The following is a 13,648-nucleotide window of genomic DNA, read 5'->3' on the forward strand; positions in this document are numbered from 1 at the left end:
TTCAGGATAGAATGGTCAGTGTGCCCTGATCGGCATCAACGCGGAGCTTGTCGCCATTTTTGACCTGCTCATAAAAACTATTCGGCACACGGTCGACAACAGGCATTTCCATGATAATCGAACTGGCTACGAGCACCGTATCCGGATATTTAATAATTAAAGCTTTCGGTCCCTTTCCGGTCATTTTCAACTGATACATTCCGTCCGCCTGAACAACAGAACTACCTTTTCCACTTGGAAAAACAAGAATCTTGTCCGCAATTGACTGACCCTCCAGGCAATGATTCTTCTCAATGACGACACCCGTTTTCGGATCAACGAGATAAAAACAGAAATCATCTGTTGAGATCAGAACGTCACCCTCAATGACACCCTCAGATACTTTATGACATGCATAAGTCTCACTCATGACACTTCACCTCTCATCGCAGCTTCAATGCAATCTTCTACCTTTCGAATGACAAACTGCATATTCCGTCTTTTTGTATAATAAGCGCATTTCGGGGAGTCGGTGACGCCCTTCTTCCCATAAAGAAATTCCCAGCATGGTTGGTCCATACAGGTATCGTCAACAATATCTCCGCCAGCGGCTTGCAATGTTTCAAGGTAGCCCATGCGCGTGGCCAATTCTTTTGTCAAAGACGAAGTCATGATCCAAAGCTTTACTTCAAGCTTTTTCCCTTTAACCAATTCTGCAACCTGTGCCACCTGATTCAGATTGAAATGCGGACAACCAAATAAGGCAAAGTCAATTTTTCCAACCGGATCAGTAATCTCTGCGTGTACTTGATCCAAATCTTCCTGCGTGATCGTGATGATGCGTTCAGGCTCATCCCCTTGAAATGCATCTTCAATAGTCCGCGCTTCAGGAGTGACACCGACAATATGATACATCGGTACATTGCCTGCCGTATTGAGCTGAGCACCAAGATTCATCAAAGCTGCCGGAGAGGGGGTTGTAGGCAGGTTTACGAAAACCGGCGTTTTAAACTGAAGCTTCTTCGGAACGGCATAGCCAAGCAGCTGATAATCAAAATCATTTTTCACGTCGGCTTGAACATCGACAAGTACCTGTCCTTTACGATTCTCGTCAAGTAAGAATCCATAGAGCGGTGTTCTTCCGGTAATCGCCGCACATAGCGCACTTTGTGCCGATTCACGATTCGTTCTTGCGCCGTAAACCGAATTGATAAATGGTGTTGCACTTGATTCAGAGAAAGCAGTGATTTCGCCAAATCGTGGCACATTTTTTTCAAGATAAGGCGTACAGTCAAAAGTCAGCGTCGCGCCTATATCCTTATAAGCCTGTCTCGTTCGGCGAATCGTTTGCTCGTCTTCCTTCGAAATGGTCGTGATACATTGAAAATATTCAAGATTAAAGCCCGGGTTGACCGTTGGCGATACCCGGCATTTAGCTCCCGCATTCACAAGCTTCTCAACAAACCACAGATCCGCTTCCTGATTACTCAATGCGACATGCGTCCGGCTGACCGGGACCATTTTCGGCGCATCAAAAACTTCTCCGAGCGCAACTTGAATTTTCATCGCAATCTGTGTACCCTTACCGTATTTCCCATCAAGCATTTCTTGTTCTTCAACTGTCAACTGCATGGAATCGCCTCCTCAAAAATGTGTTCACGTTGTTCTTTTGTTCACGATTTTGACGCTTCATTATTAATGTTGTTCATAAGATTCTGAACATTAAGGACGATCTGTTTCTCATTCAGCGTTTTCAGATTACCTTGATCAACTGTGCACATTCCATTAACCACAACATAATCAATGGCTGTCGGCTGCATGGAATAGACGATATTCGGAAGCACCTGTTCATGCGTTTCCGAAATCGGCTGCATGGAAAGATCGTTCTGATTCAGTGCCACAAAATCGGCACTGAATCCCGGTTTAAGCTCGCCGATCGGCAACTGCAAAATTTCAGCACCGCCCTTCGTTCCCATGGCAAACGCTTGATGATAATTCACCGCAAGTGAATCCAGCTTATTCACCTTTTGCAGCATGGCACACATCCGCATCTCTTCAAAGACGCTGATGCGATTATTGCTACAGGCGCCATCAGATCCAAGTCCGATCGTCACACCGCCGTCCATCAATGCGGGAATGTCTGTAATACCGTCTGCCAAAAACATATTGCTCGACGGACAATAGACTAGTGACGCATGATTTTTGGCCATTAGTTGTTTCTCATGATCATTTAGCCAAACACAATGAATAGCCGTCATCCGGCCATCTTCCATGACGCCGATCTTGTCAAGCAGCTCAACGGGCCGCATGTGGTGCTCACGCAGCACCTGGTCCACCTCGAAAGGTTCTTCCGCAACGTGTATATGGAACTTACAGTCTAATTCCTGGGCAAGACGATGACCGGCTTTAACCATCTCCACGGATGCCGCATGCAAGCTGTGCGGGGCAGGTACGATTGACACCATTGGATCATTCTCATATTTTTCAGCTAAATACTTCACATTTTTGACAGCCTCATCAATCGATTCAACATAACCTGTCGGCGCACCCGTCCAGTCGTACATGGTACGCGCCAGCACAAAGCGAATGCCCACATCTTTAGCTGCCTGAATAACCGCTTCGTCACTTTCGATCCCCTCATTGTGGACATAAAAATAATCGCTGACGGTCGTCGCGCCACACTTCATCATCTCACTAAAAGCAAAAACGGCTCCGGTATATACATCTTTTGCTTTTAGATATGGCGAGTACTTATAAAGTGCCTCATCGCGCCATTCCAGAAACGGTCGATCTGCAGCCAGTCCGCGCAACAGGCTTTGAAAGGAATGATTGTGCGCATTGACGGTGCCGGGGACAATAATTTCATCCGGCCAGCTAATAATTTCTGCAGCGGGATACCGCGCGACCAGCACTTCGTATGCTCCTACGGATACAATTTTCCCTCCATCGGTTACAAGCGCTCGATCCGGTTTAAACAGCCCTTCTTCAAATAGTAAAAACGGTTTGTACAGCTTCATATCAATCGAGCTCCTTATCCAGTGCAATCACTGTTCGAATGAGTACATTGCCTGCCTTAACGATATCTTCAATCCTCGTCTCTTCCTCCGGACAGTGGCTCTTTCCTTCAAGGCTGGGAACAAACAGCATACCCGTCTTTGCAATAGGAACCATATGCACCGAGTCATGCCCGGCCATGCTCGGCAAGTCTAAATACGAATCGCCGGATGCTTTAATGGATTGTTGCAAGGTTGCCCGGATCATTGGGTCCATAGGAACAGCCTTTTGGTCAAGAATAATCTGTCTTTTAATAATAATCTGTCTTTTGTTTTCAATTTCGGCGAACTTATCTGCTAGTTGCACCAGTAACTCCTTAAGCACTTGATCATTCGATACTCTCATTTCGAGAGTCAAATGAGCCAGACCCGGAATAATATTCGCCGAGTTGGGAGAAATTTCAAAATGTCCCACGGTACCCACAACATCGGATCGCCTTTGCTTGATGACTGCCTGTTCGACGGCTAGGCTTAACTCCGCCCCTGCCAGCAGTGCATCATGACGGTTCTCCATCACCGTTGTTCCTGCGTGATTGGCTTCACCATAAATCGTAATTTCTTCACGATAAATGCCTGTAATAGTTGAAACGACAGCAAGTGACAAACCATTATCTAACAATCGCCTGCCTTGCTCGATATGACATTCAAGAAAGGCTCCCACATCGTGGTCTGTTAGTAAATGATTCGCTATGTTAGCCACATCACCTCCTAATCTTTTTAAAGTTTCTGATAATTTTTCGTGTGTGTAGGCATGCGTTGCCTCCCCAACTTGTTTACTATCGAGAACGCCGGTAATCAGCCGGCTACCCAACGTTGAAATATTATACGGATTAGGTTCCTCAGCTGAAAATGAGACAATTTTTATCGGGTGGCGCAACTTATAGCCTGCTTCCTTTAAGGATTGAACCACCTCTGTTGCCAGTAACACGCCGACCGCTCCATCATATTTCCCACCATTGGCGACTGCATCATGATGCGAACCCAGAACAATGGGTTTCAATGTTTCTTTTCCAGCACATTCCGCCCATAGGTTAGCTGCCGGATCAACGGCTACTGTGGCCTGCAGCTCTGTTTCCCATAATTTCTTGAGCCATTCCCGCGCTTGAATATCCGCTTTGCTGCCGAGCGAGCGGTCAATCCCCCCCTCCTTATTCATTCCAAATTGCGCCAGATTTTGAATGTTCTTAGCAATCCTTTCTTCGTTAACCGTAACAGGATAAAGATCTTGTGGTGTCTTATAAGTCATTCACACACCCTCCCTTTCACTTCGAAGCAGATCTATTACGATGAAACGTTTCACAATTAATCTAGTGTTGCATCATAATGATACGTTTCATAATAAATTTGATCCCTTTTCTCTAAAGCTTCCAATGCTGCCATTCGCTTATCTAATCCGTCCGTGGCCGTCGCCACTTCCCGAAGCAGCAAGTTTAAAAAGAGAATTGGCGTACTGTAAATATCGAAAATAGATGATGTCGTAATCGGAACACTTAGTACAGGGTCAGCGACCGCATAAACAGGTGATGTAATACTGTCGGTGATCGATGAAATAGAAAATCCTTTATGGTGCAAATGCTTTAACTTTTCAAGAAGCTGGTTTGGATATCTTGGAAATACAAACGAGAAAATGTGCACATGCGCCGGATCCATCAGTTCCAGGGTCTCCCATGCCGGAGTGCCTGGTGTGACCTGAGTAACATTGGCTCGTATTTTGTTCAATATATAGTAGGTATAAGACAATAAAGTTGCCGACATTCGTGCAGATAAAAGAATGATTTGATCAGCATGAATCATTTGGTCAATCATCTTCTTATACTCCGGACGCTCAAGTAGCGATTCCAGTGCATCAATATTTTCATGCTCCAACTTAAGAATGTTTGAGATATTCTTATTTGAATGCGATGTAAATTGAAGCCGCTGTGGTCCCGTAATTTCCTTTCGGACAAACTGCTGAAGATGATGCAAAAAATCATTATAGCCTTTATAACCCAACGCAATGCAAAAACGTGAAACGCTCCCCTGACTTACGTCTGCCTGCTCAGCAACCTCAGACGCTGTCATAAAAATAATATGTTTATACCCTTTCTCGATGGTATATGCTAGTTTTTCGTAAGTCGGCGATTCATGAGCCACTTTGGCAATCTTGTCCATCAACTGATGAAAGTCTTTGCTGTTCGTCTTAAAATCCATAGTTATCACCTGTACCAAATCTGTTTAATCTCAGCTTTTATGAATGAATCCATTCATTGGATCTTCATTGTGAATAATTATATTCTTGAAAAGCAGTACTGTCAACGAGTTTTTAGAAATTTACACAAATTAAAAATTTTGTTTATTTGATGATTTGCTAACAAATTGACAGCCCATCAGCGCATATACCTTGGCTGCTTCAATCACCTGTTTAAGAGAAATATATTCATTCGGTGCATGGGCAACGGCAAGGTCACCTGGTCCGAATATAAGTGACGGCAGCCCGTGCCTTGCCAATAATTCCACTTCTGAGTAACCGTTAAATCCTGTGTATGCTGCCGGGCGACCATATAACTGTTTATAGGCCCCATGCAGCAAATGAGTTACATCGGCATCGTGACTGAGCTGCCAAGCTGGAAAGCTTTGCGTCCGAACTAAGTCCATATGAATCCCAAATTCAGACGCCGTTTGATGCAGCAAGTCTTTAATTTCATAGTCAACTTCGGCAATTTGTTCACCGGGAAGCAGCTGACGGTCAAAAGCCATATCACAAAATTCCGGAACCAGCGTGACACCGTACCCGCCTTCTATTCGTCCAATATTGCAAGTCGGATTGCCTAACAAAGGATGCTGTCGATGTTTGAGACGATTGCTGTATTTTTCAATAGCACCAATCATTTTGGTCATTGAAATGACAGCATTGTCACCTGTTGACGCAACTCCTGTATGAGCGCTCCGCCCGTACACACGAAGTGTAAATTCAATTCCACCTTTTAAACAATCGGCAATATGCAGAGAGGAAGGCTCAGCAACCACACCGTAGACGCAGTCATCAATCCAATGGTTATCAATTAATGCCTGAGTGCCTTTAAACCCGACTTCTTCATCAACAACCGCCGTCAACATCAGTCCATGTTTAAATGAGATACCGCTGCAGGCCAGTGCCTTAAATGCAAAAATTTGCGCGGCAAGTCCACCTTTCATATCAGCGGAACCTCTACCGAACATCTTATCCCCAATAATGGTTCCGCTTAGAGGCGGATCATTCCATCGCTCAACATCACCGCATAATACGGTATCCATATGGCCGTTAAATAAAAGTTTCTCTTTATCCATTCCTTCCCGCACGGCAATGACATTAAATCGATTATCTTCAACTGTTTGTTTCACCGTATCAATTCCGGAGTGATACAGCTCATCAGCAATTATTTGGGCAACCGATTGTTCGTTTCCAGGCGGATTTTCACTATTTGTCTGTACAAGACGTTGCAAAAAATGGATCAGTCCTTTTTCATCGAGACAGGAGAGTACTTGTTGCTGTTCCTTTGTCAGCATTGCTCTGAAACCCCTCTCCTTATTTAGATTGATATACGTTTTTTTTCTGTTGCTTTAACTCCATCAGAATTTCTTTTTTATAATTAATAAACGGTTCAGATAACTGAATACTCCAGTCTTTATCGTCGGACAGGTGGATATCGATCTGTTTTGCAATTCTACCCGGATTGGTAGCCATAATATAAACACGGTCAGATAGATAAACCGCTTCATCAACATCGTGCGTCACAAATAGAACACTCGAACGCGTTTCTTTAAAAATAGTTACCAAAAGATCCTGCATATCACGCCGCGTCTGTGCATCAAGTGCACCGAATGGTTCATCCATCAACAAAAGTGGCGGTTTAATTACCAAAGCCCTAGCAATGGCAACACGCTGCTGCATACCTCCGGACATCTGTGACGGATAGATTTCTTCAAAACCCTTCAGTCCCACAAGATCCAAAAAATGATAAGCAAGCTCTTTCTTCTCAGCGCTGCGCATGTTCTTTTCCTTTTTAAGTGCAAAAGCCACGTTTTGCCAAGCTAGGAGCCATGGAAGTAAACTATATTGTTGGAAAACAACACCCCGGTCGCGCCCAGGTTTGTCGAGGATGCTTCCATTCATTTGCAACGATCCGGAAGACGCACTGTCAAGTCCGGCTACCAAGCGCAAAAAAGTAGACTTTCCACATCCTGAAGGGCCCAGCAAAGAAACAAATTCATGATTGCCAATCGTTAGATTAATATTATCAAGTGCGGTGAATGAACGCTGTTTGCTTTGAAAAATTCTATTAATATTCGTTGCAGTCAATAGATGTTCGTTCATGATTTTCCTCCAAGGTTCTGTCATAAACCGATGAACGGTCATTTTCCAATTATTAATTATTTATTTTTTCTTTTTCATGCCATGGGAACATCATTTTTGCTAACAAACCGAATATAGTATCTGTAATCAGTCCCAATAAGCCGATGGTTAAAATGCCCAGAATAATGGTTTCGGTTGATAAATAGCGTTGTGCCTGCATAATTCTGAAACCCAGGCCGCTCGTTGCCGCAACTAATTCGGCAACAACAAGATATGTCCAAGCCCATCCCCACACTGTCCTCAACGTATCCCAAATACTTGGCATCGCCGCTTTTACCACAATATCTTTAATCACTTCAAGTCGATTGAGTCCGAGTGTCAATCCGACTTCAACCACTGACTTTTTTACGGTTTTGCAGTTGTCAGCAATCATAATGACCTGCTGAAAAAACACGCCGAAAAAGATAATGAAAAATTTCTGCATATCGCTTGTGCCAAACCAGAGGATAGACAATGGAATGAACGCTACAACGGGCATATAGCGAACAAAACCGACAATCGGTTCCCAGAATGCTTTCCATGTTTTCGATGTCCCCATCATAACGCCAATCGGAAGCGCAAAAAGTGTTGCAAGCAAGAACCCGATTAAAATTCTGTAGAAGCTGATCCATATATCTTGAAAGAAAATACCGTCCTCAATCTGTTTTCTTGCTTCAAGAATGACCGCTGTCGGCGTTGGCAAAAAGAGACTGCCTACCATGCCCGTATAAGTAATAAACGCCCAGACAGCAAGGACGAGGATAATTCCTGAACCCGATATTATTTTAAATCGCATGATGTCCCTCCAAAGACACAGGGCATGTCCACAACATGCCCTGTGTCACTTTTCTTCGTAAAAATCCTCATTCTTAATACCTGACATAACCCGTTTTCACAGTATTGCTTCCCTTAACTGCCTGTCTGGTATGCACTTACTTAATATCAATCAATTTTTCAACATCGATTTCTTTCTTTAGCTGTTTCTGCCCTTTAAGAATTTCTTTAATAGTTGATAAGCTTTTACTCAGCTTTCCAGAATCGACATCTTCTTTTTGTTCATCAAGAGTAAAGAACTTAATCCCGTCAAGAATAGTCGGCAGTTCATCAGCTGATGTACCTGAAGCTTCAGCTACAATTTTATTACCTTCCTCAGGATGTTCTTTCCAGTAATCTAGTGCTTCGTCCCAAATTTTTTGCATTGCAGCTTTAACTTTCGGATTCTTGCTTAGATAATTTGATTTTGCAACCGTCATGTCACTGATTAAGCCAGGTGAGTCTTCACCGGAATAGATACGGTGTACCGATTTATCTTTGTTAATAATTGTGGAAATATACGGCTCATAAGTAACCGCAGCATCTACTTTGTTAGAGATCAACGCAAGACCAGCATCCGAAGCAGCCATGTAGACTACTTTAAAATCACTCATGGACAATCCGGCACTTTTCACCGCTTGGCGGAACAAAAGATCAGAGGTTGTTCCTTCTTCGTATGCAATTTTCTTGCCTTTAAGAGATTCCAAGTTTTTGTATTTACTCTTTGTGATCATTGCGTCTGCTGTTTTTGATTCATCTAGAAAAACAACACTCTTTAAATTCAGGTCGTTATTCGCTTTCATCTTCATTGCTGTATGTGAAGCAATGTTTGCAAATTGGATTTTGTCCGACGCAAAGGCAGCATTAATGTCCGAATCCTGTTTGAACATAATGATATCAATATTTATACCGTTCTTCTTGAAAATACCTGCCTTATCAGCGATCCACCACGGACCGTAACCAATCCAAGCCTCAGTACCCATTTTGACATCTACAGACTTTTTGCCCGAATCTCCTCCACTTTGACTTGAATTCGAACAACCGGCTAACATCAGAAAAACCATACATAGTGCAGCAAGCAATCCAATTGACTTTTTCATTTTTTTCCTCCTAAGGCTGTCCATTTTTTTAGGCAAAACTTAGATTGCCTCTGCTAACTTTTCAATACTTGCTGAAAGAGACTTATCTTGCACGACGAAAGGAACCAAGGAACGAATCTCTTGATAAAAAGCATGTGTTTCCTTTGCTAAGAATTCCGATCCATGGAGATCTGCGGCCTGGGCGGCACAGAGCGCCTCGATAGCCACAACTCTTCGTGTATTACCAATTATCTGCACTGCCTTTCGAGCGGCAGTTGTTCCCATGCTTACATGGTCCTCCTGATTCGCTGATGACGGAATCGAATCTACACTGGACGGATGCGCTAGCACTTTGTTCTCCGAAACAAGAGAAGCGGCAACATACTGTGTAATCATAAACCCGGACTGTAGTCCCGGCTCCGCGCTGAGAAATGCGGGTAAACCGTTATTCAATTGAGGGTTTACCATGCGCTCAATACGTCGTTCAGAAATAGTCGCAAGTTCTGCTGCCGCAATTCCAAGAAAGTCCATAGCAAAGGCAATTGGTTCACCATGGAAGTTCCCGCCCGAGATAACGTGACCACTCTGCGCAAAGATTAACGGATTATCTGTCGCAGCGTTTATCTCAATCAGCAGATCCTCCTGAACACGATTCATTACGCGTTGAATCGCACCATGCACTTGCGGAATACATCGGAGTGAATAGGCATCTTGTACACGAAGATCTCCTTGATGCGTTGTTAATTTACTTCCCTTTAAATAGCCCATCATCGTCTGCGCTGCCTGAATCTGTTCGGGGAAAACGCGAACCTGATGAGACTCATCCCAAAATGCTTCTTCAACACCACGCAGCGCCTCAAAGGTTAATGCTGCCGTTCGATTTGCTGCCACCATTAATCGAGTCATATCCATGAACGCGGCACAACCCGTAGCCGTCATCGCCTGTGTTCCGTTAATGAGTGCCAATCCTTCTTTAGCCTTTAGTTGAATTGGAGATAACCCTGCGGCGCTTAACGCATCAGCTCCGGACAGCTTCTCCCCCTTGTAAATAGCCTCTCCTTCGCCGATAAGTACAAGCGCAAGATGAGCAAGCGGTGCCAAATCGCCGCTTGCGCCTAAAGAACCCTGGCTTGGGACAACGGGAATGACTCCTTTATTCAAACAATCAATTAAGGCTTGAATAATGTCCGGGCGAACACCCGAATACCCTTTGGCCAGTGCATTGGCTCTCAACAAAAGCATCAAGCGAACCACTCGATCCGAAAAAGCCTCCCCAACGGCACATGCATGACTGCGAAGTAAATGAACCTGCAGCGTCTCAATATTACGATTTGAGATCAATTGATCACTGAATTTACCGAACCCCGTATTAATGCCGTAAATCACATCACCGGCCAGAATATGCCGTTCAACCGTCTGCCTACTTGACATAATTTGCTGGATTGCTTTTTGATCAATCGCAACGAGCTCATGATGAGTGATTATTTTATCAATCTGGACAAAGTCTAATGATGCACCATTCAAATAAATAGTCACCTATTTTTTCTCCTTGACTTATTTTTCTGAAATTACAAATAATAAAAGATATTCCTCCCTTGTCTTGGACTAATTACGCATTATTAATCAATTAATTCATAATCTAGATTATGTGAATAATTATATTCATGAACAGCAGTAATTGTCAACGGAATTTTTAGACAAAACATTCTTTTCAGTCATTGATGTGTGTACTTTTATCCACTTGCAGCACGATTAGGACAAGAATAAAAGAGAGAGCCATAGCCGTTACCATTACCAATAGGAATACAACAAAAGAATGAGATAGAAGGGGTGCGACCACAAACGGTACATAAGCAACACCTCGCAGGTTTAGCCAACCAGCCAGCATTCCGCTCACACAAGCAGATACCAATGTGCTGATAAATATCGCCTTGTTTGTGAAATACGGATAGACTGATTCCACAAAAGTACCATAACAAACATTCATAACCAATCCTTTTTTTGCTGCCGCTCTCTCCGAACGGTTTAATACAGAAATTGCAGCATTCACACCCGCTGCAGTCGCCACCAGACAAATCATGTCAATAGCACCAAAAAAACTCGTACCCGTCTGAGCGATTTCGATTAGTATAATCGGCAAAATTAGCGCGTGGTATCCTTTTTTCAATAGAGACATCCAAATAAGCAAACCAGAAAGCGCACCAATCAGCAATCCATTCCAACTGACCATCACTTCAATGAATCGAACGAGTCCATTTTGTATAAACAATAAAAATGGAGCAAGCACAAGATTAATAAGTACACCGGGAATTAGTCCTGACAGAGCACCGGCAATTAAATTACTTGTCGTAATTGGTACTTTCCAGCGAGTACAGACATCGAGTAAATATTGGGAAAGAGCACCTGCAGCCAGTCCAGATGCAATTCCGCCCAGAACACCGGAATTGTTTGCAAAAAAACCGGCCAGCAAAGCAGCAATCAGTGTCACTTCGTTTAAATCACTGATTTGCTTTGCGGAGAGTACAGCAAGCAAAGCAGGAATGCACGCGATTGCCAGTTGAAGCAACTGAGCTGTTTCTTGAGCAGGAAAACGTTCAGCAACTGTATAAACCATTGCCAGGGCGATAAATGCAGGCAAACCCGCCGTCAAAATACCGGTCAGATTGAGCTTGTTCCATTGAATATGGGCGGGTCGACTGGTGATCTTCCAATAAGAACAAAGATATGAAACCAAGGTAAGCGCGCGTGTTCGATTGGTTGTCCCTGTAGTTCCCGACGAACCAACCACATGACCGCCGATTGATTCGACCCATGCCATTGACGTTCCTCCTGTGCCGACGATTGGAATCGTTTTTTCTATGGCAGCTTTTACAGCACAACTATTAACACCTAAAGGATCTGCGCTAACCATAATAAGCCCATCGATCTGACCGTTCCTAATAGTTTCCGCGATCACTCCATCTGACTTTTTTGCTTCCTTGTTGATATTCTCTAGATACGCATGAGATCCCACAATTATTTTTCCATTTTTCAGTGTATAGAGTGCCGCCCGTGTCCCAGGCCTATTTCGGTCCAGCGATTCCTCAGCGCCGATGTACTGTACAGCCATTAATTGGCAGTCGTTTCGTTTGCATTGCTGATCGATTTCCTCCAATAAATTGAGCGGCTGATTCCCGCCCAGATAAAATAAGTTTCCTCCACTACTGCCAATAACTGCAAGCCGTTTCACCATTTCGCCGCCCTTCTCGCATTATGACTTATTTTCGATAATAAACAATAATCGATGCGGAGTAAACGGATACTAATGAAATAAACAGACTTTAATCCTTTAACCAGAATGAAAAATGGGATTTTTGCTCTTCAGCAAAAATCCCATTTTTCATATGTATACTCCGATGGAGCCTAGCGGGATCGAACCGCTGACCTCCTGCGTGCAAAGCAGGCGCTCTCCCAGCTGAGCTAAGGCCCCATATTATGGAGCGGAAGACGGGATTCAAACCCGCGACCCCCACCATGGCAAGGTGATGTTCTATCACTGAACTACTTCCGCAAATAAGGGTTGTACAAAAAGTGTTGCCCATTTTAATTCATAGAATACATAATAGTGAAATGCGGATGAGAGGACTTGAACCTCCACGCCCCGTAAAGGGCACTAGAACCTGAATCTAGCGCGTCTGCCAATTCCGCCACACCCGCAAAGCTAAAATAAAGAAAAAAATAATGGGCCATGAAGGGTTCGAACCTTCGACCCTCTGATTAAGAGTCAGATGCTCTACCAACTGAGCTAATGGCCCACATATAAAATATATAAGTGGTGGAGGGAGAAGGTTTCGAACCTTCGAACCCTAAGGGAACGGATTTACAGTCCGTCGCGTTTAGCCTCTTCGCTATCCCTCCAGAAATAAAAACGTAAACTTTATGGTGCCGGTCAGAGGACTTGAACCCCCAACCTACTGATTACAAGTCAGTTGCTCTACCAATTGAGCTAGACCGGCGGAGTGGAGGATATAGGGCTCGAACCTATGACCCTCTGCTTGTAAGGCAGACGCTCTCCCAGCTGAGCTAATCCTCCAAAGTGACCCGTACGGGATTCGAACCCATGAACCCACCGTGAAAGGGTGGTGTCTTAACCGCTTGACGAACGGGCCATGCTATCCGTCGCAATCGACGTTTTTTATTATATACAGAATGACAAGCCTTGTAAAGCGAAAACAAGAAACCTTTTTATTCAGAATATTCGTCTGTAAAAATAACATGGCTCAAACGGCCGCGCATCACCTTTTTTTCCGCATACCTGTATCGAGTCAATTTTCGAATACACCATTTCTGTACTTGACTAGAAAAAAGGAACCCAAATCTTACTTGGATTCCTT

Annotated in this window: 11 protein-coding genes and 8 tRNA genes; all 19 read right to left on the bottom strand. The window is 43.8% G+C overall.

The genetic code is table 11. The annotated features are described in order from the left end of the window. Position 1 precedes the first annotated feature (1 nt). Complete coding sequence (locus ABWW58_RS12185) at positions 2–409, bottom strand: aconitase X swivel domain-containing protein (RefSeq protein ID WP_353869394.1); 408 nt, start codon at positions 407–409, stop codon at positions 2–4. Then, positions 406–1,611 carry an aconitase X catalytic domain-containing protein gene (locus tag ABWW58_RS12190; protein WP_093673432.1) on the bottom strand — a complete coding sequence of 402 codons (1,206 nt, stop codon included), beginning with the start codon at positions 1,609–1,611 and terminating at the stop codon, positions 406–408. The genes ABWW58_RS12185 and ABWW58_RS12190 overlap by 4 nt, the downstream gene beginning before the upstream one ends. A gap of 41 nt (positions 1,612–1,652) precedes the next feature. Further along, positions 1,653–2,996: an amidohydrolase family protein gene (locus ABWW58_RS12195; RefSeq protein WP_353869395.1), complete on the bottom strand. Its 1,344-nt coding sequence runs from the start codon at positions 2,994–2,996 to the stop codon at positions 1,653–1,655. Position 2,997: 1 nt separating this feature from the next. Next, a complete protein-coding gene (locus tag ABWW58_RS12200) occupies positions 2,998–4,278 on the bottom strand; it encodes a hydantoinase/carbamoylase family amidase (protein WP_353869396.1) in 1,281 nt (426 codons plus the stop codon). A 56-nt stretch (positions 4,279–4,334) separates the two neighbouring features. Continuing rightward, positions 4,335–5,222, bottom strand: a complete 888-nt coding sequence (locus ABWW58_RS12205; protein ID WP_353869397.1) for a MurR/RpiR family transcriptional regulator — start codon at positions 5,220–5,222, stop codon at positions 4,335–4,337. Between the two features lie 129 nt (positions 5,223–5,351). Then, a complete protein-coding gene (locus ABWW58_RS12210) occupies positions 5,352–6,557 on the bottom strand; it encodes a M20 family metallopeptidase (RefSeq protein ID WP_353869398.1) in 1,206 nt (401 codons plus the stop codon). A gap of 19 nt (positions 6,558–6,576) precedes the next feature. After that, complete coding sequence (locus ABWW58_RS12215; RefSeq protein ID WP_353869399.1) at positions 6,577–7,365, bottom strand: ABC transporter ATP-binding protein; 789 nt, start codon at positions 7,363–7,365, stop codon at positions 6,577–6,579. A gap of 52 nt (positions 7,366–7,417) precedes the next feature. Beyond that, positions 7,418–8,179 (bottom strand): ABC transporter permease, encoded by a 762-nt coding sequence (locus tag ABWW58_RS12220; protein WP_093673444.1) that lies wholly within the window; start codon positions 8,177–8,179, stop codon positions 7,418–7,420. Positions 8,180–8,315: 136 nt separating this feature from the next. After that, the gene (locus tag ABWW58_RS12225; protein WP_353869400.1) at positions 8,316–9,296 is read right to left on the bottom strand and encodes an ABC transporter substrate-binding protein; all 981 of its coding nucleotides are present in this window, start codon (positions 9,294–9,296) and stop codon (positions 8,316–8,318) included. Between the two features lie 39 nt (positions 9,297–9,335). Then, positions 9,336–10,811 carry a histidine ammonia-lyase gene (gene hutH, locus ABWW58_RS12230; RefSeq protein ID WP_353869401.1) on the bottom strand — a complete coding sequence of 492 codons (1,476 nt, stop codon included), beginning with the start codon at positions 10,809–10,811 and terminating at the stop codon, positions 9,336–9,338. A 175-nt stretch (positions 10,812–10,986) separates the two neighbouring features. Beyond that, positions 10,987–12,507: a PTS sugar transporter gene (locus tag ABWW58_RS12235; RefSeq protein ID WP_353869402.1), complete on the bottom strand. Its 1,521-nt coding sequence runs from the start codon at positions 12,505–12,507 to the stop codon at positions 10,987–10,989. Between the two features lie 164 nt (positions 12,508–12,671). Further along, positions 12,672–12,744, bottom strand: a tRNA-Ala gene (locus ABWW58_RS12240). 6 nt (positions 12,745–12,750) lie between these two features. After that, positions 12,751–12,825, bottom strand: a tRNA-Gly gene (locus tag ABWW58_RS12245). A 60-nt stretch (positions 12,826–12,885) separates the two neighbouring features. Continuing rightward, positions 12,886–12,971 (bottom strand) — tRNA-Leu (locus ABWW58_RS12250). 25 nt (positions 12,972–12,996) lie between these two features. After that, a tRNA-Lys gene (locus ABWW58_RS12255) sits at positions 12,997–13,069 on the bottom strand. 18 nt (positions 13,070–13,087) lie between these two features. Next, positions 13,088–13,172, bottom strand: a tRNA-Tyr gene (locus ABWW58_RS12260). 22 nt (positions 13,173–13,194) lie between these two features. Continuing rightward, a tRNA-Thr gene (locus ABWW58_RS12265) sits at positions 13,195–13,270 on the bottom strand. 4 nt (positions 13,271–13,274) lie between these two features. Further along, a tRNA-Val gene (locus ABWW58_RS12270) sits at positions 13,275–13,347 on the bottom strand. A 4-nt stretch (positions 13,348–13,351) separates the two neighbouring features. Further along, positions 13,352–13,423: transfer RNA gene (locus tag ABWW58_RS12275), tRNA-Glu, on the bottom strand. Positions 13,424–13,648 lie beyond the last annotated feature (225 nt).

The organism is Sporolactobacillus caesalpiniae, from assembly GCF_040513385.1.
Taxonomy (GTDB): Bacteria; Bacillota; Bacilli; order Bacillales; family Sporolactobacillaceae; genus Sporolactobacillus.